The organism is Parabacteroides massiliensis (assembly GCF_900155425.1).
Taxonomy (GTDB): Bacteria; Bacteroidota; Bacteroidia; order Bacteroidales; family Tannerellaceae; genus Parabacteroides; species Parabacteroides massiliensis.
Map to the genome: position 1 here is coordinate 1,391,888 of NZ_LT700189.1, position 25,277 is coordinate 1,417,164.

Consider the following 25,277-nt stretch of genomic DNA (forward strand, 5'->3'; position numbering starts at 1 on the left):
ATTGTGATACTGCAAATTTAGCGACCAGAAACCAATGAGGCTTGACTGTGCAGTTCATTTTTGTTGTTTAAGAAGTTCACAAGTCATTTGAGCTTCACAGAAAAAAACAATGGACTTGACAGGAAAATCCTTTCCTCCTATTCGCCCTAACTTTGCCACCGACAAACAAAGGAAACGAGAAAAATTTTAGGCACATTACCTGTGAGTATTATGAAATATTTAACAATAATAAAACGATGAATCATGGAAAAAGTATCATTATCCACACCATTAGGTCGTATTACGGTCATTGACGCATTGCGCGGATTTGCCTTGTTGGGCGTTGTGCTTGTACACATGACGCAGCATTATGGCATCTTTTCTTTCTCGAACAGAGGGATGAGCGAACCATTATCCCCCGCTTTTGACGAGTTTGTCCGATGGCTTACAGCGAATGTCTTGTCCGGACGTTTCATTAATATCTTCTCTTTCCTTTTCGGATTGAGTTTTTTCATCCAAATAGACAGAGCTAAGAGAAAGGGGATAGATTTTCATAAACGATTTGTTTGGAGGATGATTATCCTGTTTGTGATTGGTATCGTTGGTAACTGTTTTTATACAGCGGATATTTTACCCATTTATGCGATACTCGGAATAGTCCTTGTTTTTTTGTCAAGATTCAAGAATCAGGTATTAGTCGTAATAACAGCATTGCTGTTGCTGGGTACTCCGAGATTGTTGATGGTAGGATATGACCGATTAAACCAAACAGAGTTGGTGCAAAACGGCATACAAAGAACATCAGAGGAGCGTCCGTCCGTCAGACCATCTATGCAAATGGAGAAACCATCGTTCATCAATTCAGCCAAAAACAACCTGACTAATGGCTTGGAGATGAAAATGAATATCCAATTCGGGAAATATGGTCGTGGCTATCTCACGATGGCTCTTTTCATCTTAGGTTTGATAGCAGGACGTTTCCGTTTCTTTGAAACAGTACATGAGCGGAAAAAGAGAAATGTTTTATTATTCATAGGATTTACGTTAGGAACGTTGCTGATAGATGGGCTTATTAAATTATTCCCCGCACATAATGTAGGCTATTTCACTTTTATGATGCCGAATGTGGAAGTAACGCCGTCATTACTAATGGTGGCAATGTTGGGTGACATTAGTACCGTGTTATTTTCCGGAGCGTTGGTCATGGGATTTATTATCTGTTATCATCTGAACGGTATCGGGAAATATTTGAATGTATTATCACCTTACGGACGAATGGGGTTAACCAACTATGAATTGCAAAACATCACGGGTTGTCTTGTATTCTCTCCGTGGGCGTTCGGTACTGTCTTCGGTAATTGGGGAGCAACGGAGGTCTTCCTACTGGGATTGAGCATTTATATTTTGCAAATAGTAATTAGCAGGTACTGGCTAAGATCCTTTCTGTATGGTCCGTTGGAATGGCTATGGCGTTCGGCAACCTATTTACAAAGACAGCCGTTAAAAAAATCCAGCAAAACACATTAAAATTTATACAGAATAAGGAATAGGAGTGCTTATTTTCAACGTTCTAAAACCTTATTTGACATATTGTCTATTGTTCCACGGTGGGGAGATAACGATGGGCGGCTACTCGAACAACATCGTGGTGGACGAGCATTTCGCTGTGAAGATTCCCGAAGGGGCTGACCTGAAGCGTATAGCCCCGCTGCTTTGCGCCGGAATCATCACCTATTCGCCCATCATGTTCAGCCACGTGAAGAAAGGCGACAAGGTGGGCGTGGCAGGTTTCGGAGGATTGGGACACATGGCGGTGCAGTACGCCGTATCGCTCGGGACGGATGTTACCGTGTTCGACGTCACGGAAGAGAAGCGAGAGGATGCCCTGCGCATGGGGGCAGCCCGCTATGTGAACGTGAACAATCCAGAAGAACTGAAAGGATTGAACAACACGATGGACTTCATCATTAGCACTATCCCTGCCCGTTACGAGCCGCTGATGTACGTCTCCATGCTCAAGAAGGACGGCGAGCTTGCCATCGACGAAGCCTACCGTAAGGTGGCTGCCGGAGAAGTGAAGTTCCGCTATGTGATAGATATGTCAACGTTAAAATAAAATGGAAAAGATGACTCATTTATTACTTACCATTCTGACGGCTGTCCCCCTGTTCGGGACAGCCTCTTGCACAACACAAGAGAACGAAAAGCCTCTTATGGAACAGGGGACACCTGTTACGCCGGACGATACCCCGAACGACACGGGAGAGCAGGACGGAGCACCAACATATGCCCCCGTTCCCGACGAGTATAGGACAACCTGCACAGAAGCCGGGACGATTGAGACGCTGGATTACGTGGCGCACGATGCCGACGGTTCGCCGAGAGACAAGCAATGCCGCGTGTACCTGCCCTACGGCTATGACAGTGGCAAGCAATACGAAGTACTTTATCTGATGCACGGCTATGGCGGAGGAATACGCACCATATTCGAGGGAACGACCAACAGGCGCAAGCTGCAAAACGTAGTAGACCACCTCATTGCCAATGGCAGGATGCGCCCGATGATAGTAGTGACCCCGACTATCACGAATTATCAGACTGAGGAAAACTGGACACAATTCCCGAAAGAACTGCGCGAGGACATCATCCCTGCCGTGGAGGGCAGATATTCCACCTACGCCCAGAGCACATCGCCCGAAGATCTGATAGCATCACGCGACCACCGCGCCTTCGGAGGCTTCTCGATGGGGAGCACAACCACATGGAACGTGTTTGAATTTGATTTGGCATACTTCCGCACGTTCATCCCGATAAGCGGCACAAGCTGGGCATTGGGACACATGGCGGAGGAAGAACTTGCCGATGCTACTGCCGGACTAATGCGCCAAAGCGTCATCGACCAAGGCTACACAAAAGACGATTTCTTCATCTTCGCTGCCACAGGTACAAACGACATCGCCTATCCGTTGCACACCCACATAGAAGCTATGCAGCGACTGACGGATATGTTCGCCTATGATTACCGCCCGTCTGTGGGAAATCTCTACTTCCTGCTGGCACAAGGAGGGCAGCACAATTACGACTGGGTGACGGACTATTTCTATGCCATCCTGCCACATCTGTTTCCTCCGACTGACGAGCCTTCGGAAATTTCCAACAACACCTTTGCTACGGGAAAGCAAGTGGCGAGGGGTGACCATTACAATTTATAACCTGAATCCCTTGCCTTTCCTTTGCGGTTGTATAGGTCGGCGCATGTTCTGCCTTAACTTTTCGGGGACCAAAGCACGGCTGTTCTTCACGTCCCACAAGCATGGGGGAACTCCACCGTGATACGGCACATCAAAGGCTGGTTACCGTTTAGCTTCGAGGTAGTATTCCATTGGCTCTGTCCCATAAAAAACAAAGCGTAACGAACGCTGTATCAGCCAATTCGCTACGCTTTTCCCAAATTTACTTTTTTGCTATGTGTTTATTTTAAACTTCACTCAACTCTGATGAAAATCTTTCAATACTTTCTGTAATTCCTGACGGGCAAAAAAGATACGACTTTTTACCGTTCCTAAGGGTACACAAAGCTTTTCTGCAATCTCATTATACTTATAGCCACTCAAAAACATAGAGAAAGGAACTTTCAACTCGTCATTCAAAGCATTTATTGCTTTTGTGATTTCTTTAATTTGATAAGCACCGTCAGGAGAGTCAAAACCTGAGTCATTCACAACATCCAGATTATACAAGTCGACCCCTTGGTCGACGACTGTCTGTGTACGAACGATTTTATGGTAATTATTAATAAAGATATTACGCATCACAGTTAAGACCCACCCTTTAAAATTAATATTATCTACAAACTTTTCCTGATTGTCTAAAACTTTCAGCGTTGTGTCTTGCATCAAATCTTGGGCGTCATCCCTATTTGCGGTGAGCATTAATGCAAAATTCATCATATTTTCTTGCATGCTCAATAATTTTTTCTGAAATTGCAACGCATTCATATTACTTGTTTTTTTAATGTTTAATACCGGTTTGGCACTATCCTCAGCATTGAAGGACATTACAAATGTAGGAATAATATTTTAAATACAATGCAGTTTGATGATTATTAATATTAAAAATCGTAACTTAATACATTTATAACAAACTGTATTGAAAATGAGCAGTATTTATAAGTTTCCGAGCGATTAAAATACAAAATTCACGACATGTTTGTTACAAATTCGTACAACATGTAAAAGAAAGGGAGAATAATATAAATGAAAAAAAAATTAGGACTTTTTTTAACTGTCATATTAATTCAGATAACACCACTCATATCGGCGGCAGGTTCCTCACACCCGTTAGTATATAAAATCGACATAAAAAAAGAAATCAGCAGCACCACGCGCCTGTATCTTAGCAATGGTTTAGCGGAAGCCAACGCTTTAGGAGCAGAAGCCGTCCTGATCCATATGAACACATACGGCGGCCAAGTGGATGCGGCCGACTCGATGCGTACGGCCATTCTGTACAGCCCTATCCCTGTATATGTCTTCATCGACAACAATGCAGCTTCTGCCGGGGCGCTCATTTCCATCGCCTGCAAGAAAATTTATATGCGAAAGGGCGCTAATATCGGGGCAGCCACCGTCGTGAACCAAACAGGAGCGGCAATGCCGGACAAATACCAATCCTATATGCGTTCCATGATGCGCTCGACAGCCGAGGCACACGGACAGGATACGATCATACAAAAAAACGACACCCTATACAAATGGAAGCGAGATCCGCTAATTGCCGAAGCTATGGTAGACGAACGGGTTGCCATTCCGAACCTGATAGATACAGGAAAAGTCCTTACTTTCACCGCGCAGGAAGCTCAAAAATGGGGGTATTGCGACGGCATTGCCGAAAATCCGGATGAAGTAATCACGCAATATTTGGGATATAAAGACTACGAAATGAAAAGTTATACCCCCAGTTGGCAGGATGATTTAAAAGGATTTTTGATGAACCCTATTTTTCAGTCTATCCTGATCATTATTATCATCGGTGGCATTTACTTTGAAATGCAAACACCAGGACTGGGCTTTCCCTCTGCAGCTGCATTACTGGCGGCAATCCTCTACTTTGCACCACTCTATATAGACGGATTAGCGGCAAACTGGGAAATTTTGATCTTCATTACCGGCATTCTATTACTTGCGGTGGAAATATTTATCATTCCGGGATTCGGGGTTGCCGGAATAAGCGGCATTATTTTGGTTATCGGCGGCTTGGTCATGGGTTTGCTGAACAATGACAACTTCGATTTCGAAAGAGTCAGCGGAAAAGAGATAGGAGAAGCGACGTTGACAGTCTTGGTAGGATTAGTGGCCGGTTTCGGTCTGATGATTTGGCTCTCCAATAAAATCGGACACCGGGGAATGTTCCGGAAAGTCGCACTGAATACAGATTTGAAAGACGCGATATCCTCTCCAGACTTATCTTCGCTGACCGGGAAAGAGGGAATAGCCGCTACCGTATTGCGTCCTTCCGGAAAAGTTTCGATCGACGGAGAATATTATGACGGAGTTTCCGAATCGGGCTTTATAGAAAAAGGGGACAAGGTCAAGGTCGTTCGCTTCGAGAATGCACAAGTGTATGTGGAAAAACTTTAAGCCACGGGTACAAGTTTTTTTGACGCCCCACCTACGCCAGGACGCGCCTGTATAAGATATGCTTGTCGATTACGACATACTGTAAGGCGTCCATGGCCAGGAGATCGCTCAGGATGTTTTTCGCTGTATAATAATTGATCCGCCCGATCCGGCAAAACTGGCTGATATTGATATGAGGATGATTATCAAGATAGGCAAACAAACGTTCTACGGGTTTGCTTATCTTCAATAAAGTCCCGTCCGGTTCATGTTTTTTCTGCCAGGCAAGTACCAGCACTTCATTTGCCAATATATTTTCATCGGCGACCCTTATGTAGGCTTTAAACTTATCATCCTTATCGGGAGCGGTATACGGTTTATCCGGACTGGGAGCAATGTATACTTCAAGAACCGTCTTGCCATTCACCTCCCAACGTGTCGCCTCAAAAGGCACTTCCGGCCGGGTGTACATCCTGGAGGCAGCTTCAATCATATAATATTCTTCTTCGCTACGGACACCGGAGATATTCCCGTTATCTTTCACTCCGATCAAAAGACGCCCGCCGTCTGTATTGGCAAAAGCACTCAGCGTACGCGCAATTTTTTTACTGTCGCTCACTTCGAACTTAAAATCAAGTTGCTGGTGTTCCCCCTGCTCTATCAACGCTTCTATCGGATGTTTCTTCTTCATTTTGGCAATTTTTTAGGTCGGCAAAATTAAAATAAATACATAACTTTGCCAACGGAAAAAACAATGAAAGCATGTCTCAAATACCATCACTTATATCGGACCTTGCTGTCATACTGATTTCAGCAGGATTGATTACCTTGCTTTTCAAAAGATTAAAGCAACCGGTCGTACTTGGATATATTGTTGCCGGAATTCTTGCCGGCCCGTCCATCACACTGATTCCTACCGTCACGAATGTAGAAAGTATCCGTATCTGGGCGGATATAGGCGTTATCTTCCTTTTGTTCGCTTTAGGGCTCGACTTCAGTTTCAAAAAGCTGATGAAAGTCGGCGGAACAGCAGTGATCGGGGCTATCACCATCGTGATAGGCATGATGACACTCGGCTATATTACCGGATTGTCTTTAGGTTGGGGGCATATGAACAGTCTTTTCCTCGGAGGAATGCTTTCCATGTCGTCCACAACGATTATCTTTAAAGCATTCGACGATATGGGACTGCGCAACCAACGGTTTGCGGGGGTTGTATTCGGAATCCTCGTTGTCGAAGACTTGTTTGCCGTTTTGCTGATGGTTTTGCTATCAACATTGGCAGTCAGCAAGCACGTAGAGGGAATAGAGCTGCTCAACAGTGTGATCAAATTGGGTGTTTTTCTGCTTTTCTGTTTCGTTATCGGCATTTATCTGATTCCCTCTTTTTTGAAAAAAGCCAGGACTTTCCTGAATGACGAGACTTTGTTGATCGTCAGTCTGGGACTATGCCTCGGCATGGTTATCATAGCTACGAAGGCAGGCTTTTCATCCGCTTTGGGAGCTTTCGTCATGGGATCTATTCTGGCAGAAACCATCGATGCGGAACATATCGAACACATTATTAAACCGGTAAAGGATCTTTTCGGAGCCATATTCTTTGTCTCCGTGGGAATGCTGATCGATCCGGCCTTGCTGTGGGAATACAAAATTCCGATCCTGATCCTCACATTGGTCGTTATAGTCGGACAGATATTATTTGCCAGCTTTGGCGTATTGCTTTCCGGCCAACCGGTCAAAATAGCCATACAGTCCGGTTTCTCACTCGCCCAAATAGGTGAATTCGCTTTTATTATCGCATCATTAGGACTCTCATTAGGGGTAACCGACAAATTCCTTTATCCCATTGTCGTGGCGGTTTCGGTCGTTACGACTTTCTTTACGCCTTACATGATTCGCATGGCAGAACCGGCATGCCGGATTGCCGACCGGGTTATCCCGAAGTCATGGATGAAGTTTCTCGAACGCTATTCCTCCGGCTCCAACACCATACATCAGAAAAGCGCCTGGAATAAATTATTGAAAGCCCTGCTCCGTATAGTCGGCACTTATACAGCCGTCACCCTTGTCCTGATCTTCATCTGGCTTCAGTTCGTAGCACCTTTTATCATGAAGGAACTCCCCGGCATACGGGGAGCCGGTATCTCACTCGTGCTGATTCTGCTAATAATAGCCCCCATGTTGCGTGCGATCATGATGAAGAAGAATCATTCAGCCGAATTCCAACAATTATGGCTGGACAGTAAATACAACCGAGGCCCATTGGTTTCGCTGTTTATTCTACGTATTATATTATGTATAGGCCTGGTCATGCTGCCTGTCGCTCATTTGCTAAATGCCGCAGTCGGTATCGTATTGGCGATCGCAGCCACAGTCATCGTTATTGTCATTTTGTCCAAACGGCTGAAAAGACAGTCTATCCTGATGGAACGGCATTTCTTCAGCAACCTGTCCGCACGCGAATTGGAAAACGAACGGAAAGCCCCGATCAACCAACGGTTTGCCAACCACCTGTTGGAACGCGACCTTCACTTGGCCGATTTTGAAGTGAAGCAGAATTCTCCCAGCATGGGAAAAACTTTGAAAGAACTCAATTTCCGCCAAAAATGTAATGTCAACATCGTGACTATTATCCGAGGAGAACAGCGGATTAATATTCCCGGAGGAGAAGAGCGCCTCTATCCGTTTGACAAACTGGTCGTAGTCGGTGCGGATGACGATCTCGAACATTTCCGCCAATATCTGGTCGAACGATACAAAAAGGCCGAAACCAACAAGGAGCAGAAGACACACGAAGTCAACATGGAGCAATTCACCATCGCCGAAGGCTCTCACCTGATCGGACGGACAATCCTGGAATCCGGTATACGAGATAAGTCTGCCTGTCTGGTCATCGGTATCGAACGAGGTTCGTCTTCTATCAAGAACCCATCTCCATCAACTGTTTTTGAGGAGGGGGATATTGTATGGATTGTCGGAGAACATGAGAAAGTTCTTCGGTTGAGTGAAGGGAAAACGGTGAGCAATTGACAAATTCATAATTCATAAATCATAAATCATGAAGTTTATAGGTATTATTCCAGCGCGTTACGCCTCTACCCGCTTTCCGGGGAAACCACTTGCCGATATGGCAGGCAAACCGATGATCCGACGGGTATACGAACAAGTCCAAAACGTACTTGATGCTGTTTGTGTGGCTACGGACGACAGCCGCATAGAAACAGCCGTCCGGGCTTTCGGAGGAAATGTCGTCATGACCTCCGACCAACACAAGAGTGGTACGGATCGCTGCTATGAAGCGTATTGTAAAATAGGAGACGGATACGACGTGGTTGTCAACATACAAGGCGACGAACCTTTCATCCAACCGGAACAGATCGAAACATTAAAAGCATGTTTCATCGATGACAGCGTCCAAATCGCCACTCTGGTAAAACCTTTCCGCCCGGATGACGATTTCGAAACAACCCTATTCAACGCCAATTCGCCGAAAGTAGTCTTGAACAAGAATAATGAAGCCCTGTATTTCAGCCGTTCGATTATTCCTTATATGAGAGGCAGGAAATACACCGAATGGTTGCCGAACCACACCTACTACAAGCATATCGGACTATATGCTTACCGTGCCGACACATTAAAAGAGATCACACATCTTCCCCAGTCCCCTCTGGAACTGGCAGAAAGCCTGGAACAACTGCGCTGGTTGGAAAACGGCTACAAGATTAAAGTCGGAATTACCCAACAGGAAACAATCGGAATCGACACACCGGAAGATATGGAAAAGGCATTGGCTTTCCTTAAAAACCAGCATGCTGCAAAATAAATTCTCCGTATATGAAAACAGGCAAAGAACGCAAATTCGTTCCTTGCCTGTCATATCTCTATTATCAAACTATTTCAAGAAATGTAATCTTACCTCTTTCTTTGCTGTTTTTGTCTTTCCAATTGGGCCTGTTGTGCTTTCTGAGCCTCTTCCAGACGCTTCATGAAACCGGATTTCTTCATCGGTTTCTTTTTATTCTCTTCCAACTTGGCCAACAGCTTATCTTCGTTAATCGTATAACGGAAGATCACCGTCTGTAAGATCGTGATCAATGTAGAGATGAAGTAATAGTAGGTCAAACCGGATGCATACTGGTTGAAGAATACCAACATCATCAGCGGCATCATGTACATCATCGCCTTCATTCCCGGCATCTGCTGCTGCCCGGTGTTGGTCTGATCCATATTGAACTTCGTATATATAATGTTCGTTACGGTCATCAACAAACAGAACAAACTGATGTGATTGCCGAAGTACGGTGTGATTATAGGAATATATGTATTCCAGCTCACAATCGCATCATAGGTAGACAAGTCGTGCGCCCAAAGGAAACTCTGATGACGCAATTCGATTGCCGACGGGAAGAACATGAACAGGGCGACCAGAATCGGCATCTGCAACAACATCGGAACACATCCTGCCATCGGGCTCACCCCGGCACGGCTATACAGCTCCATTGTCGCACGTTGGCGCTCTACGGCCTTATCCTGTCCCGGATATTTGGCATTGAGCTCTTCCACCTGCGGACGCAACACACGCATCTTGGCTGATGACATATAAGACTTATACGTCAACGGGAACAGGATCAGCTTTACGATAACCGTCAGCAGGAAGATCAACAAACCGTAGCTATGGATGAACTGCCCGAGGAAGTTAAACAACGGAATGACGAAATACTGGTTCACCCAACGGAAAATGCCCCATCCCAGCGGAACGATCTTTTCCAGATCCAACTGGCCGGCCTTTTCCACTCCTTCATCGTAAGATTTCAACAGAGGGAACAGGTTGGGACCAAAATAGAAGCGCATATCCGTCGCTTCATTCCCCTTCAAGTCGAAAGGAACGGAAGTCGTCGTCTTATACTCTTTCAGGAAAGGACCGTCTTCGGACAGCATCTTCGAATCGATAGTCGTCGACTCGAATCCTTCGTTCCCGGCAATCAGGATAGAAGAAAAATACATGTCTTTATAAGCGATCCATTTCAACCGGTTAGACAATTGCTTGCTGTCGCTCTTGGTCTCGCTCAAGTATTCCACATCGTCAGCCATAAATTTATAGTACACCGTTGCATAACGGTCTTCAAACTTACGGCCTTTCTCCTGCTGGGTTATTTTTTGCTGCCACAACAGGTCCAAAGCAGTCGTACCCGGTGACAGGACACCATTCAAACCAGTTCCCTTAATGGAGAACTGCAACATATAATCGTCCGGTTTCAAGGTATACATAAAATCCAGATGGCTGCCCTCGCCTGTATTCAGACGCATGGTGATGCTGTTCGGATCATTTCCTTTTACAGGGGTAAAATACAAATCGCCGGTACTCACCACCCGGTTATCGGCCGTTACCAATGTGAAATCGAACTTCGAATCCTTTTCATCAAAAAGCACTAAAGGTTCGCCTTTATAATTATCGTACTCTTTCAGGCGGACATACCCGATACGTCCTCCCTTATTATCCAAACGGACTTCAATCAGTTCGTTTTCCAAAACAGTGGAACCATCCTCACCTGTCATTGCATCGGCGAAAACACCAAATGTGCTTTGTAAACGGGCAAGCCGTACGGAATCGGGCAAACCGGCCAGTTCATCGTCCGCTTTTGCTTCTTTATTCAACTCTTTCTGCTGCTCCAGCTGCTTTGCGTATTCTATCTGGGCTATCGAATCCTGCATCCGGCGTTGTGCTTCTATCTGCTCCGGTGTAGGTCTGTTCAACCAGGTAAATACAATTAAGACAAGTCCAATAAGCAGGAAACCTATTATCGTGTTTTTATCCATCTATGATTCTTATTTTTTATTTTCAACTGCAGCTTTAACAAAGCTGACGAAAAGCGGGTTCGGATTAACGACCGTACTGTTATATTCCGGATGGAACTGAACGCCAACAAACCATTTCAAGGCCGGTATCTCAACGACTTCAACCAAGTTCGATTCCGGATTTTCGCCTACGCACATCATACCGGCAGCTTCAAACTTATCGCGATATTCGCTGTTGAATTCAAAACGATGGCGATGGCGTTCCTGAATATGCGTCTGTCCATATGCTTCATAAACCTTAGAACCTTTCTTCAGAACACAGTCGTATGCGCCCAAACGCATAGAACCGCCCATATTGGTTACGTTCTTCTGCTCTTCCATCAGGTCGATCACCTTATACGGAGTGTTCGGTTCCATTTCTGTCGAATTGGCATCCTTCAGTCCCATTACATCGCGGGCAAATTCGATCACCATGCACTGCATACCCAAACAGATACCCAGACAAGGGACATCGTTTTCACGGGCATACTTCAATGCGGCAAATTTACCTTCAATACCACGCTGTCCGAATCCCGGAGCAATCAGGATTCCGTCCATATCTTTCAACAATTCGGCAGCATTGCCGTCATTCAGTTTTTCGGAATGGAACAAATGCAAATCCAACTTACGATCATTATAAATAGCGGCCTGCAACAGAGATTCGTCGATCGACTTATAAGCATCCTGCAGTTCGACATATTTACCGACCAACCCTATCTTGACTGTTTCGGTAGCGTCAGCCTTACGCTGCAAGAATTGATGCCAAGGTTTCATTTCCGGTGTCGGCCCGACTTCCAGCCCGACTTTGCGCAAGATCACTTCGTCCATCTTCTGGCGCTGCAATACCAGCGGTACTTCGTAGATCGTCGGGACGTCGATCGACTGTATGACGGCATCCTGCGCCACATTACAGAAAAGGGCTACCTTACTTAATATATTAGCGCTCAACTCATGTTCGGTACGCAACACCAGGACATCCGGCTGAATACCCAACTCCTGCAGTTGTTTTACGGAATGCTGTGTCGGTTTTGTCTTATATTCTTTTGCAGCCGCGATATAAGGCACATAAGTAAGATGTACGCATATACAATTCTTACCCAATTCCCATTTCAGCTGACGTACGCTTTCGATAAACGGAAGAGATTCGATATCGCCAACCGTACCACCGATCTCTGTGATCACGAAATCAAACTTGTATTTATTTCCCAGCAATTTCACATTGCGTTTGATCTCGTCCGTGATATGAGGCACCACCTGGACAGTCTTTCCCAGGTAATCCCCTTTACGTTCTTTGTTAATAACGCTCTGATAGATGCGCCCTGTAGTGATGTTATTTGCGCGGGTTGTCTGAACATTCAGGAAACGTTCGTAATGTCCGAGGTCCAAATCCGCTTCATGTCCGTCTACGGTAACATAGCATTCCCCATGCTCGTACGGGTTCAACGTTCCCGGATCGATATTAATATAGGGGTCAAATTTCTGAATGGTAACCTTGTAGCCTCTTGCCTGAAGCAGTTTACCCAATGATGCGGCAATAATTCCCTTACCTAAAGAAGAGACCACGCCGCCCGTAACGAAGATGTACTTTGTATCTGCCACGATAGTAATATTTTAATTATCTTTTAATTGCACACTCGCATTTCAAAACTGCAAAGTTACACAATTTCATTCATATAACAAGGGAGGAAAGAAAAAACATCTTTTGTCTTTTTGACAGCAAAAGAGGGTTGATCCTCTCCATATAGATATGTTAAAAAATATTACCCGTGATAGTAATTTCATTTTCATGGGGTAGAAAATAGATTTTCAGGATAGGACTGTAGCATTTTGTCAATCGAAAAAGAGGCATATCTTTCATTTTTATTTTCATTCCAAAGAAAATAACGTATCTTCGTTGTTATAAAAGAAAGATATAAAATACACATAAGATGAAAAGTTTAAATGGTTCAGTCCTGCGTTGCATATTTGCAATCGTTTTGGGGCTTGTCTTGGTTCTTTGGCCGGAAGCGGCCGTTACTTACCTCGTGATAACGATCGGTATCTGTTTTATCATACCCGGCTTATTCTCGCTCTTAAATTATTTCACCCGTGAGAAAGTGGAAGGCGAGCCGAGTCCAATGTTTCCGATCGACGGAGCGGGCAGCATCTTGTTCGGAGCATGGTTAGTGATCATGCCTCAGTTTTTTGTCAGCATACTCATGTATATTTTAGGAGCTTTACTGGTTATTGCAGGTGTGCAACAGTTGATTTCCCTGATTTCCGCCCGCAAATGGTGTACGGTTCCCTACGGATTCTATATCATACCGTCCTTGATCCTGATAACAGGAGTTATGATCCTCGCCTACCCGTTCGGAGCAGCGGCCAACACATTTGTGATTTTCGGAGTCGCCTGTCTGATCTACGGCCTGTCCGAATTGATCAACTGGTATAAGTTCAGTAAAAGATAAGAGAGCCCGGAGTACCGCCTGTTTCAGGACTTACGGTACTCCATCGGAGAAATCCCCATATGTTTCTTAAAGAATTTCCCGAAAGTCGACTGATCGGAGAAATGAAGGACATCCGCCACCTGTTGGACGGTTGCTTGCGGGGCTTTTAAAAGGATTTTTGCCTCGACGATCAGGGCATCGTCTATCCACTTGTTAGCGGATTTGCCCGTCAGTTCCTTCAGGATCAACGACAGATACTGTGGCGTGATAAATAACTTTTCAGCATAAAAAGTAACCACATGTTGTTCCTTGCAATGTTCAAACAACAATTGCAGAAACTGTTCGAACAATTCTTCCTTACGGGAAAGCGTCGGCCGGATCAAACGGTCTTTCTTATTCAAGAATATATTCCCCAACTCCAACAAGAAACCAATAAAGGCGTTCTGCACCAGCTCTTTCTGATAGAAATGGGTACGTTCTCTCATCTTATTCCGCATAAACTGCATGCAATCGGCCAGCTTTACAGTTTCTTCCGGTTCCAATTCCGTACAAGGATTCTTACGAAGTTCCATATAGTTCGCAATCGCCTGAGTCCGGTTGCCTCCACCGGGATTGCAATCGTCCAAAAACTCTTTGGCCGCAATCAGCAAGCGGCCTTTAAAATCCTTACTGATTTTATCAAGCTGGAGCGCATGAGTAGGCATGATCGTTATAAAGCTATTCGGTTTGACCGTATAAGAGACATAATCCAACTGTATTTCAAGCGTTCCCTCCAAAGTCAACACCATCAAAAGCGCATTCAACCGCATCGGGACAAAATGCTCCGGCGAGTCGGGATCCCCGATATCCATACCTCCGTCAAGATCTGCGATCGAAAAAATATCCTGAAAACTATCACGGAAAATAATACTCTTATTTAACTCCGCCAATTCAACTAAAGGAAGCTTCTCCATCTTTACATATTTACTAATCGTGTATTTGCAAAGGTATATATTTTTTCAATAAACGGAAAAATGTTTCATTTTTTACCAATGAATAACGGTTTTTCAGGAATATAAAAGGTTATTTTTATTCGTTTCCGACTAATTCCGTAACAGAATAAACCTTTTTAGTTTTCCAAATTAGACAGACCTTTGCAACATCAGATCATATAAACAGCAATCACTAAAACAGATGGTCACAAAAGAACAAATAATGTTAACGGCATTCGACTTGTTTTCCGAACACGGGATTAAGAATGTCAGCATGGATGACATCGCCCATAACGCGAGTATATCTAAGCGGACCCTTTACGAACTTTTTGAGGATAAGGAAACGTTGCTAACAGAATGCATAAACCTGAGTTATACCCAAATGAAGTTATCCATGAAGCATTTCGAATCCGAGCCGATAACAGCCCTTGAGGTTGCGTTGCTTTTCTATGAAGAACTCATGAGACGCCCTCGTTGGTTTAACCGCAAATTCTATGATGACCTGAAACGTTATCCGAAAGCATTGCAAAAAACAGAAGATGAGAAATCCCGCTTTTTGAAGAAATGCATAAAACTGCTGTCACGAGGAGTAAAAGAAGGTGTCTTTCAACCGAATATCAACTTCGAGATTGTCGCTTTGTTGGCAAAAGAGCAGATGAAGATGGTTTGCCCGTCCAAAGCTCTCTCCAATCACTCCGTGGCTGAAGTGTCCAATACGATTCTTTATGCCTTCCTTCGGGGAATCTCTACGGAAAAAGGCATTGCCATTTTAGACCGTTATTTATTGAAATATACACAGAAACAATTTGTTTGAACAAACAATTTTATTAGAAATCAAATTTACCTATTTTAAATGAAACTATTCTTAATGACAAAAAAGATGATATGGATAGTAATAGCGCTACTTCCATCTTTACCCTTCCCCTCTGCTAAAGCTCAGGACACACTCGTTCTCGATATAGGGAAAGCCCTTGAAATCGCGCTAAGTGAAAATCCTACTGTAAAAGTGGCAAATAAGGAAATCCAGAAGAAAAAATATGCGCAAAAAGGTTCATATGCCGCTCTATTCCCCCAAGTCAGTTTTGCAGCCGACTACAACCGGACCTTGAAAAAACAGGTGATGTATATGGATGGCTTCGACATGGGAAGCACCGAAATCCCCGGCATGGAAGACATGCCGAATATGGACGAAGGAATCGAAGTGGGACGTGACAACAACTGGAACCTCGGTTTCAACGCCTCGATGCCGATTGTCAATGCCACCCTCTGGAAAAGCTTGAGCATCTCGGCCATCGACGTGGAACTGGCTATCGAACAGGCTCGTTCGTCTAAAATAGCGATGGTCAACCAAGTAAAAAAAGGATATTACGGCGTACTTCTTGCAAGCGATTCATACCGCGTATTTAAGGAGAGCTATGACAACGCGATGGAAAATTACCTGGATATCAAGCGCAAGTTCGAACAGGGAATTGTTGCCGAATATGACCTGATACGCGCCAATGTCACCGTAAAAAACAGCGAACCCAATATGTTGCAGGCAGAAAACGCATTGGTCCTTGCCAAATGGCAATTGAAAGCACTGTTGGGCATGGATCTGGACATAAATATCGAATGTAAAGGACAACTGACCGACTTTGAAAAGGATTTATTCGGCGATTTTCTTTCGACAGACACAACACTGGCCAACAATACAGACCTGAAGCAGATGGATTTGCAGGCCAAGCAATTGGAAAATACACTGACCATGCAAAAGTTTGATTATTTGCCGACACTGTCGCTCACAGGGCTATATCAGTGGACGGCTATGAACAACGATTTCAAGTTCAAAGACTATCGGTGGAACCCCTACTCCATGGTCGGCGTCTCACTCTCCATTCCGATCTTTTCCGGCGGCAGCAAGTTCTATAAGATCAAACAAACAAGAAATTCGCTCGAACAGTTGAACCTGCAAAGAGAGGATACACAGCGGAACCTGCAACTGGCAATCAAGCAATACATAGACAATATGAATACCTGCGTCAAACGGTTCGACGCTTCACAGAAGGGAGTGGAACAAGCCGAACGAGGATATATGATCTCACAGAAACGTTACGACACAGGCGCCGGGACCCTACTCGAAATGAACGATTCGGAATTGGCACTGACACAGGCCAAACTGAATTTCAACCAGGCCATCTACGACTATATGGTTGCAAAGGCTGACCTGGAAAAGGTGTTAGGCCAGCAAGAATTTTAAAGAACAGAAAATAGACATAGAATAAAATTATCACAAGATGGAAACAAATAAAAGACAACACTTCATATCACTCCTCATTCTACCATTATTGCTGTCCTGTTCAGGAGAAAAGAAAGATCCGGCACAAACGGAAAGCGTCAGCAATAAAGTCTTAGTGAGAGTAGAAACTGTTTCTGCACAAGAGGTAGAGCAACTCAGTGAATTTACAGCAACTGTCGAAGCCAACATTTCCAACAATATCGCACCGCAAACTCCGGTACGCATAGAGACGTTGTTTGCGGAAGTCGGCGACCATGTAAAAACAGGACAACTCTTGGTCAAGATGGACGAAACGAATCTCAAACAGGCAAAAATACAATTGGACAACCAGGAACTGGAATTCAAACGTATCGACGAGCTATACAAAGTCGGCGGTGCATCCAAATCAGCCTGGGATGCACAGAAAACACAGCTGGACATAAGCCGTGCCGCCTACAAGAACTTACAGGAGAACACACAGCTGCTGAGTCCGGTCGCCGGTATCGTAACTGCCCGTAACTACGATAGCGGCGATATGTATAGCGGAGGCTCGCCGATTTTCACCGTAGAACAGATCCGTCCGGTCAAACTGCTGATCAACGTATCCGAAAGCCTCTTCACGAAAGTAAAAAAAGGAAAAGATGTCGACATCCGGCTGGATGTATATGGAGACGAAGTGTTCAAAGGAAAAGTCAGCCTGGTTTACCCGACTATCGATCCGAATACACGCACATTCCCTGTCGAAATCAAAATCGACAACAGCGATGAACGGGTCCGCCCGGGGATGTTTGCCCGCGTGACGATCGGTTTCGGCACACAAAACCATGTGGTCGCCCCGGACCTCGCAATCGTAAAACAGTCCGGTGCAGGGGATCGTTATATATATGTATATAAAGACGGCAAAGTCTCTTACGAAAAAGTGGAACTCGGACGTCGCATGGGAAACAAATATGAAGTCATTTCGGGTGTAAACAACGGCGACCAGGTAGTAGTATCCGGCCAGAGCCGCTTGAACAACGGAATGGAAGTAGAAATCGAAAAGTAAGAGACAAACATTATGAGCTTATATGCAACAGCGGTAAAAAAACCGATTACGACAGCCCTTGTCTTTGTGGCGATCGTGATCTTCGGTCTTTTTTCATTAACCAGATTATCAGTAGACTTGCTGCCGGAGATCGAGACAAACACGATCATGGTCATGACCTCCTATGCCGGCGCCAGCGCTGCGGATATCGAAATGAACGTCTCCAAGCCGTTGGAGAACGTGTTGAACAGCGTCAGCGACCTGAAGCACATCACGTCACAGTCGCGTGAAAACATCTCGATCATCACACTCGAATTCGACTATGGCACGGACATCGACGTGGCGACAAACGACGTGCGCGACAAACTGGACGTCGCCGAGCCGATGTTGCCGGATGATGTGGACAATCCCATCATTTTCAAATTCGGCACAAACGATATTCCGATCATCATCCTGTCGGTTACGGCGGAAGAGAGCACGAACGCCCTGTACAAGATTCTGGACGACAAGGTCTCGAACCCGCTTGCGCGTATCAGCGGCGTAGGAGCGGTTTCCATTTCCGGCACGCCGACACGTGAAATACAGGTCTATTGCGACCCGTACAAACTGGAAGCATACGGGATTTCAATCGAAGGAATATCCGCTATCATCGCACAGGAAAACCGGAACACTCCGGGTGGCAGCGTGGATATCGGTTCCAATTCTTATGCGCTTCGCGTACAGGGTGAGTTTACGGATGCACACCAGATGGATAATCTCGTGGTCGGCCATAAAGATAACAAGACCATCTACCTGCGTGATATTGCCCGTATAGAAGACAGCATCGAAGAACGTGCCCAAGAGACTTACAACAACGGCAAGAAAGGCGGTATGATCGTTATCCAGAAGCAATCGGGAGCCAACTCGGTGAATATAGCCAAAAAGGTCCACCAGAAACTGCCTGAAATCCAGGAAAGCCTGCCTTCGGATGTCAAGTTAGGGGTAATTCTGGATACCTCCACTAACATCTTGAATACGATCGACAGCCTGAAGGAGACCATTTTCATCACCTTCATCATCGTTATGCTGGTGGTGTTCGTGTTTCTCGGACGATGGAGAGCGACGTTTATCATCATCCTGACCATCCCGATCTCGTTGATAGCCTCCTTCGCATACCTGCTTGCATCCGGCAATACTCTGAACATTATCTCGCTGAGTTCACTTTCCATAGCTATCGGCATGGTCGTGGATGACGCGATCGTAGTATTGGAAAACATTACGACCCATATCGAAAAAGGCAGTGCGCCGAAACAGGCTGCCGTACACGCGACAAACGAGGTGGCTATCTCCGTCATTGCCTCGACTCTGACCATGTTGGCCGTATTCCTGCCTTTGACCATGGTGACGGGTATGGCGGGTATTTTGTTCAAACAGTTAGGTTGGATCGTCAGTATCATCATGATTGTTTCGACGGTCGGAGCACTGACACTGACTCCGATGTTGAGTTCGCAATTACTCAAGCAAAACCCTAAAAAAGGCCGTTTGTACATTTTGTTCTTCACACCGATTGAAAAGGCCCTGGATGCTTTGGATCATGGCTACTCCCGTTTCCTTTACTGGGCGGTACGCCACCGCAAAACAGTCATATTCGGTGCAACTTTGATCTTTGCTGGAAGCATGTTGTTGATTCCGACCATCAAGACGGAATTCTTCCCTACACAGGATAACGCGCAGATCAGTGTCCACATCGAATTGCCGGTCGGGACCCGTCAAGACATTACCCGTAAACTGGCATTGGAAATCGATGAACTGTTCCGACAGAAATATCCGGAAATAAAGACCAGCAACTTCACCGAAGGGCAGGCCGACTCCGATAATACCTGGGCACAACTGAGCAACAACGGGACACATATCATCGACTATTATATCAATATGCTGAGCGTCGGCGATCGCGAACGCGGCATGGTTGAAATCTGCGAAGAGATGCGTAAGGATCTGGCTAAATATCCGGAGATCAAAACATTCAAGGTCATCGAAGGCGGACAGGAAGAAGGTATGGGCGGACAGAACGCCGTCGACATCGAAATCTATGGTTTCGACTTCGGCCGGACCGATGCCGTAGCAGCCGAACTGGCCGAAAGGATGCGCCGGGTGAAAGGTTGTTCACAGGTTAACATCAGTCGCGAGGACTACATACCAGAATATCAAGTCGATTTCGACCGAGAAAAGCTGGCGATCAACGGATTGAATATCACAACGGCTGCCATGGCTTTGCGTAACCGCATCAATGGCTCGACCGCATCCAAGTATCGTGAAGACGGTGACGAATATGACATAAAGGTACGCTACGCCCCTGAATTCCGCCAGTCTGTCGAAGATATCGAAAATATCCTGGTCTACAACAGTGCCGGTCAAGGAATCCGTATCCGCGACCTGGGCAAAGTAGTAGAACGAATGACACCTCCGACCATCGAACGTAAAGACCGCGAACGCGTCATTACCGTATCGGCGGTTGTCGGGAAAGGAGCAGCCATGAGCGATATTGTAACAGCCACCCGGAACCAACTGAAGGAGATGGACATACCATCGGATGTCAGTTGGCAGTTAGGCGGGACATACGAAGACCAGATGGACACCTTCTTCGACTTGACAATTCTGATGATCCTGATCATCATTTTGGTGTTTATCGTAATGGCCGCCCAGTTCGAATCACTGACTGATCCGTTTGTAATCATGTTCTCCATCCCCTTTGCCTTCACCGGTATAATCTTGGGACTGGCAATCACGCAGACACCATTGGGCGTTATGGCGCTGATCGGCCTGATCATGTTGATGGGAATCGTTGTCAAGAATGGTATCGTGCTGATCGACTACACGATCCTTTGCCGGGAAAGAGGGATGGGAATCCTGACCGCAGTAGTGACAGCCGGAAAATCCCGTCTTCGTCCGGTATTGATGACCACGCTGACTACCGTATTGGGCATGATCCCGATGGCTGTCGGGACGGGAGAAGGTTCGGAAATGTGGCGTTCGATGGGTATGACAGTCGCATGGGGACTTTCAGTGTCTACTTTGATCACTTTGGTCATCGTACCGGTCGTGTACAGTGTGTTTGCCGGGAACGGAGTCCGACGCAAACATCGCAAAATGGTAAAAAAATAATATATTTTCCAAAAAAAATAAACAACAAATAGAAATAAGTTAATATGAAAGCTATATTTGTATCATTTAATCAAGCATATTACGAAATGATCCTGAATGCGATGGACCGGAATAACATCCGGGGCTTCACATATTGGGATGAAGTTCAGGGACGTGGAAGCAAGACCGGAGAGCCGCATTATGGAAATCATGCCTGGCCTACACTGAACTCAGCAATCCTGGCAATGGTTGATGACGAAAAAGTCGACCATTTCCTGGAGATACTTCATCAGATGGATCAGAAGACAGAAGCGCAAGGATTACGCGCTTTTGTCTGGAACATCGAAAAAACAATTTAAAAACATAATGAACGATTCTTTTAATATTCTTATTTTTAGCAAGGACTATAATCAGGGTACTACCATTCAAGACTCTATAAAAGCTGCCGGATACGACTCACAAGTATTCGACCAGGAAGAAGCGGCGTATGAGGGTTTCCTTTCCAGAAATTTCACCCTCTGTATCATCGACCACGATATGGACAGGAAAGAAACGCGGACATTGGCTGCTATGATCAAAAGTTCGGAGAACATCATCCCTGTCATCTTTCTGTGTGAACATCCGACGAGAGAAGAAATAGCCTTACTATTTTCATTCCATGCGGATGATGTGATACGCAAACCTCTTGACGCCGAGATATTGCAAGCCCGGATTAAGGCGATACAGAATCGTTACCGCCCTCAAAACAAAAAAGAGGTAAAAATCTATCTTTTCGGAAAATTCAAATTCGACTTGTCCAAACAACTCTTGTCCATAGAAGACAAAACAACCAAACTGACAACCAAAGAAGCCGATTTGCTGACGTTGCTATGTCAACACGCAAACAATATGATAGAGAGGATGTATGCCCTGCAAGTCATATGGAAAAGCGACAATTACTTCAGTGCCCGAAGTATGGATGTTTATATCACCAAGCTACGCAAATTATTGCAAGACGATCCTACCATCAAAATTATAAACGTCCACGGGAGAGGTTATAAATTATCAACACACGAAGATGGCAACTGAACATTTTACCTTATTTCTAATCGTAATGGCTGTGATCGCCGCCATTGTCTTCATAGCCCTTTACTTCGTTGAAGCCGGTTATGGAATGTTGTTCGATAAAAAATGGGGATTTCCGATACCGAACAAGATTGCTTGGATCTGTATGGAAGCGCCGGTTTTTATCGTCATGTTTTTATTATGGAACGGATCGGAACGCCAGTTCGAGACAGTACCGCTCCTGATATTCTTGTTCTTCGAGCTGCACTATTTCCAACGGTCTTTTATTTTTCCTTTGCTGATAAAAGGCAAAAGTAAAATGCCGGCAGGTATCATGCTTATGGGAATCACTTTCAATCTCCTGAACGGCTATATGCAGGGAGAATGGATTTTTCACCTGGCACCGCAGGATATGTATACGGAAAGCTGGTTGTACAGCCCTCAATTCATTATCGGGACAATCTTGTTTTTCACAGGAATGGCAATCAACATCCAGTCGGACCATATTGTCCGCCACCTCAGAAAACCCGGCGACACGAACCATTATCTACCTAAAAAAGGCCTGTTCAAATATGTGACGTCAGCCAACTATTTCGGGGAGATCGTGGAATGGTGCGGATTTGCAATCCTGACCTGGAGTGCAAGCGGAGCTATTTTCGCATGGTGGACATTTGCAAACCTTGTACCTCGCGCAAACACCATCTATCATAAATACAAAGCGATGTTTGGCAACGAGCTGGGAAACCGGAAACGGATTATCCCTTTTATATATTGAATGAAAAACTCATATAGATAATGGAAAAAGAATCTGTACTGTTCACGCCCGGTAAAATCGGGCCGTTGACCCTAAGAAACCGGACGATACGGGCAGCTGCATTTGAAAGCATGTGCCCCGGGAACGCACCTTCCGACATGTTGTACGACTACCACAAATCGGTTGCCGCCGGCGGGATCGGCATGACGACTTTGGCCTATGCGGCTGTTACGCAAAGCGGGCTTTCTTTCGAACGCCAACTTTGGATGCGCCCGGATATCATTCCCGGAGTAAAACGTATCACCGACGCCATCCATAAAGAAGGCGCGGCCGCCTCCATACAACTCGGACATTGCGGAAACATGTCCCACAAAAACATCTGCGGATGCACGCCAATCTCTGCATCCAGCGGTTTCAACATCTATTCTCCCACTCTTGTACGAGGAATGAAGCCATCCGAAATCGTGGCTATGGCAAAAGCTTTCGGACAAGCAGTTCATTTGGCACGCGAAGCAGGGATGGATGCTGTGGAAATACATGCCGGCCACGGTTATCTGATCAGCCAGTTCCTTTCTCCCTATACCAACCACAGGAAGGACGAATATGGCGGCAGTTTGCAAAACCGGATGCGCTTTATGAAAATGTGCATGGACGAAGTGATGAAAGCAGCCGGACAGGATATGGCCGTGTTGGTAAAGATGAATATGCGCGACGGTTTCAAAGGCGGAATGGAACTTGATGAGACACTCGAAGTGGCCCGTACCCTGCAGGACGAATGTGGAGCACAGGCTTTGATACTCAGCGGGGGCTTTGTCAGCCGTGCCCCGATGTACGTGATGCGGGGTTCCATGCCGATCCATGCACTGACTCATTATATGCCTTTCGGTTGGTTGCCGATCGGTGTCAAAATGGCGGGACGGTTCATGATCCCGTCCGTGCCGTTCAAAGAGGCTTACTTCCTGGAAGATGCCCTGAAGTTCAGGGCGGCTTTAAAAATGCCGCTTGTCTATGTAGGCGGTCTGATCTCACGCGAGAAGATAGACGAAGTCTTGAACGACGGTTTCGAATTCGTGAGCATGGCACGCGCCTTGCTGAACGATCCGTCATTCGTAAACAAGATGAAAGAAGACGAACATGCCCGTTGCGATTGCGGACATAGCAACTATTGCATTGCCCGCATGTATTCCATCGAAATGGCATGCCACAAACATATTCAGAATTTACCCAAGAGTATTGTCAAAGAAATAGAAAAGTTAGAATATAAGTAATGGAAAAAGGATTAGCCATCATAACCGGTGCCGACGGAGGCATGGGACAAGTAATCACGGCAGCCCTCGCTAAAGCGGGCTATCCGGTGATTATGGCATGCCTCGATCCGGAAAAAGCCGCACCCGTATGCACCCGGATTCAGCAAGAAACCGGCAACACGCAGATTGAAGTACGAGCAATCGATCTCGCTTCCCTCTCGTCCGTAAACAATTTTACCGGTCAATTACTAAAAGAAGGGCGTCCCATCAGCCGTCTGATGAACAATGCAGGAATCCTGACGACACCGGTACGCAGAACCGAAGACGGGTTGGAGACAATCGTAAGTGTCAATTATATGGCTCCTTACATGCTCACCCGCCAGTTATTGCCTTTGATGCAACCGGGTTGCCGCATTGTAAACACGGTGTCCTGCACGTATGCTATCGGCCGGATCGAACCGGATTTCTTTGAAAAAGGAAGAAACGGACGCTTTTTCCGTATCCCGGTATACAGCAATACCAAACTGGCGCTGCTATTATTCACCCAAGAACTTGCCGAACGGCTCCAAGACAAAGATATCACCATAAATGCATCAGACCCGGGAATTGTCAGTACGAACATGATCACGATGCAGGCCTGGTTCGACCCGCTTACCGACATCCTGTTCCGCCCCTTTATCAAAACACCGGAGCAAGGTGCGGCAACCGCCATCCATCTGGCTCTTTCGGATGAAGCGAAAGATAAAAACGGTTGTTGCTACGCCAACTGCAAAAAAAGGAATGTCTCGGAACGCATCCGGCATCATGTACAGCAAAAACAACTCTGGGACGATACGGAAACCTGGCTCCGACAAAAAGGATTCCGGTTCTGAACCGGCATGTTCTTTTATGAAACTAAAAATTCATGCAGGCAAGATTTTGCAGATATAAATATAAATCGTACCTTTGCACCGCTTTTAACCCCCGTACGTGTGATGGGAAATTAGAAAGCATAAACATCTAATT

At 45.6% G+C, this 25,277-nt stretch carries 20 protein-coding genes and 1 pseudogene; 16 read left to right on the plus strand and 5 right to left on the minus strand.

The annotated features are described in order from the left end of the window. Positions 1 to 243 precede the first annotated feature (243 nt). The 3 genes and pseudogenes from BQ9893_RS05940 to BQ9893_RS05950 all read left to right on the plus strand — a co-directional run bounded on the left by BQ9893_RS05940 (position 244) and on the right by BQ9893_RS05950 (position 3,191). Positions 244 to 1,506: a DUF418 domain-containing protein gene (locus tag BQ9893_RS05940; RefSeq protein WP_244155065.1), complete on the plus strand. Its 1,263-nt coding sequence runs from the start codon at positions 244 to 246 to the stop codon at positions 1,504 to 1,506. 70 nt (positions 1,507 to 1,576) lie between these two features. Next, positions 1,577 to 2,095 (plus strand): annotated as a pseudogene (locus BQ9893_RS05945) (zinc-binding dehydrogenase); the annotation flags it as partial. A 10-nt stretch (positions 2,096 to 2,105) separates the two neighbouring features. Beyond that, the gene (locus BQ9893_RS05950; RefSeq protein WP_167369844.1) at positions 2,106 to 3,191 is read left to right on the plus strand and encodes an alpha/beta hydrolase; all 1,086 of its coding nucleotides are present in this window, start codon (positions 2,106 to 2,108) and stop codon (positions 3,189 to 3,191) included. A gap of 276 nt (positions 3,192 to 3,467) precedes the next feature. On the opposite strand, the gene BQ9893_RS05955 is transcribed toward BQ9893_RS05950, so the two are convergent. Beyond that, entirely contained in the window at positions 3,468 to 3,977 is a 510-nt protein-coding gene (locus BQ9893_RS05955) for an RNA polymerase sigma factor (protein ID WP_075965436.1), read from the minus strand. A 258-nt stretch (positions 3,978 to 4,235) separates the two neighbouring features. Between BQ9893_RS05955 and BQ9893_RS05960 the strand changes: the two genes are divergently transcribed. Further along, a complete protein-coding gene (locus BQ9893_RS05960) occupies positions 4,236 to 5,618 on the plus strand; it encodes an NfeD family protein (RefSeq protein ID WP_075965161.1) in 1,383 nt (460 codons plus the stop codon). Positions 5,619 to 5,649: 31 nt separating this feature from the next. Here BQ9893_RS05960 and BQ9893_RS05965 read toward each other — a convergent pair whose 3' ends face one another. Then, positions 5,650 to 6,288: an AlbA family DNA-binding domain-containing protein gene (locus BQ9893_RS05965; RefSeq protein WP_075965162.1), complete on the minus strand. Its 639-nt coding sequence runs from the start codon at positions 6,286 to 6,288 to the stop codon at positions 5,650 to 5,652. A gap of 71 nt (positions 6,289 to 6,359) precedes the next feature. Here BQ9893_RS05965 and BQ9893_RS05970 point away from each other — a divergent pair, with 71 nt between their 5' ends. Together BQ9893_RS05970 and kdsB are read left to right on the plus strand one after the other, a co-directional pair. Continuing rightward, entirely contained in the window at positions 6,360 to 8,627 is a 2,268-nt protein-coding gene (locus BQ9893_RS05970) for a monovalent cation:proton antiporter family protein (protein ID WP_075965163.1), read from the plus strand. 28 nt (positions 8,628 to 8,655) lie between these two features. Beyond that, positions 8,656 to 9,420, plus strand: coding sequence for a 3-deoxy-manno-octulosonate cytidylyltransferase (kdsB, locus tag BQ9893_RS05975; RefSeq protein ID WP_075965164.1), 765 nt, complete (start codon positions 8,656 to 8,658; stop codon positions 9,418 to 9,420). Positions 9,421 to 9,509: 89 nt separating this feature from the next. Here the strand turns inward: kdsB and yidC are convergent, their stop codons facing one another. Together yidC and BQ9893_RS05985 are read right to left on the minus strand one after the other, a co-directional pair. After that, on the minus strand, positions 9,510 to 11,414 hold the full coding sequence (gene yidC, locus BQ9893_RS05980) for a membrane protein insertase YidC (RefSeq protein WP_075965165.1): 1,905 nt from the start codon (positions 11,412 to 11,414) through the stop codon (positions 9,510 to 9,512). A 9-nt stretch (positions 11,415 to 11,423) separates the two neighbouring features. Then, on the minus strand, positions 11,424 to 13,031 hold the full coding sequence (locus tag BQ9893_RS05985; protein ID WP_075965166.1) for a CTP synthase: 1,608 nt from the start codon (positions 13,029 to 13,031) through the stop codon (positions 11,424 to 11,426). Between the two features lie 329 nt (positions 13,032 to 13,360). Here BQ9893_RS05985 and BQ9893_RS05990 point away from each other — a divergent pair, with 329 nt between their 5' ends. Continuing rightward, on the plus strand, positions 13,361 to 13,879 hold the full coding sequence (locus BQ9893_RS05990; RefSeq protein WP_075965167.1) for an HdeD family acid-resistance protein: 519 nt from the start codon (positions 13,361 to 13,363) through the stop codon (positions 13,877 to 13,879). 23 nt (positions 13,880 to 13,902) lie between these two features. On the opposite strand, the gene BQ9893_RS05995 is transcribed toward BQ9893_RS05990, so the two are convergent. After that, on the minus strand, positions 13,903 to 14,811 hold the full coding sequence (locus tag BQ9893_RS05995) for a helix-turn-helix domain-containing protein (RefSeq protein WP_075965168.1): 909 nt from the start codon (positions 14,809 to 14,811) through the stop codon (positions 13,903 to 13,905). Between the two features lie 220 nt (positions 14,812 to 15,031). Here BQ9893_RS05995 and BQ9893_RS06000 point away from each other — a divergent pair, with 220 nt between their 5' ends. The 9 genes from BQ9893_RS06000 (at position 15,032) to BQ9893_RS06040 (ending at position 25,144) form a co-directional block, all read left to right on the plus strand. Then, a complete protein-coding gene (locus tag BQ9893_RS06000; protein ID WP_075965169.1) occupies positions 15,032 to 15,643 on the plus strand; it encodes a TetR/AcrR family transcriptional regulator in 612 nt (203 codons plus the stop codon). Between the two features lie 66 nt (positions 15,644 to 15,709). Beyond that, the gene (locus tag BQ9893_RS06005) at positions 15,710 to 17,065 is read left to right on the plus strand and encodes a TolC family protein (RefSeq protein WP_394333228.1); all 1,356 of its coding nucleotides are present in this window, start codon (positions 15,710 to 15,712) and stop codon (positions 17,063 to 17,065) included. A 37-nt stretch (positions 17,066 to 17,102) separates the two neighbouring features. Then, on the plus strand, positions 17,103 to 18,128 hold the full coding sequence (locus BQ9893_RS06010; RefSeq protein ID WP_075965171.1) for an efflux RND transporter periplasmic adaptor subunit: 1,026 nt from the start codon (positions 17,103 to 17,105) through the stop codon (positions 18,126 to 18,128). A 12-nt stretch (positions 18,129 to 18,140) separates the two neighbouring features. Then, positions 18,141 to 21,248, plus strand: coding sequence for an efflux RND transporter permease subunit (locus BQ9893_RS06015; protein WP_075965172.1), 3,108 nt, complete (start codon positions 18,141 to 18,143; stop codon positions 21,246 to 21,248). A gap of 44 nt (positions 21,249 to 21,292) precedes the next feature. After that, positions 21,293 to 21,586, plus strand: coding sequence for a PG0541 family transporter-associated protein (locus tag BQ9893_RS06020; RefSeq protein WP_075965173.1), 294 nt, complete (start codon positions 21,293 to 21,295; stop codon positions 21,584 to 21,586). 7 nt (positions 21,587 to 21,593) lie between these two features. Then, positions 21,594 to 22,295, plus strand: coding sequence for a response regulator transcription factor (locus BQ9893_RS06025; RefSeq protein ID WP_075965174.1), 702 nt, complete (start codon positions 21,594 to 21,596; stop codon positions 22,293 to 22,295). Continuing rightward, on the plus strand, positions 22,285 to 23,046 hold the full coding sequence (locus tag BQ9893_RS06030; RefSeq protein ID WP_075965175.1) for a DUF1295 domain-containing protein: 762 nt from the start codon (positions 22,285 to 22,287) through the stop codon (positions 23,044 to 23,046). The genes BQ9893_RS06025 and BQ9893_RS06030 overlap by 11 nt, the downstream gene beginning before the upstream one ends. 20 nt (positions 23,047 to 23,066) lie before the next feature. After that, positions 23,067 to 24,293 (plus strand): NADH:flavin oxidoreductase, encoded by a 1,227-nt coding sequence (locus BQ9893_RS06035; protein ID WP_075965176.1) that lies wholly within the window; start codon positions 23,067 to 23,069, stop codon positions 24,291 to 24,293. Then, complete coding sequence (locus BQ9893_RS06040) at positions 24,293 to 25,144, plus strand: SDR family oxidoreductase (RefSeq protein ID WP_075965177.1); 852 nt, start codon at positions 24,293 to 24,295, stop codon at positions 25,142 to 25,144. Before BQ9893_RS06035 ends, BQ9893_RS06040 begins: the two co-directional genes overlap by 1 nt. Positions 25,145 to 25,277 lie beyond the last annotated feature (133 nt).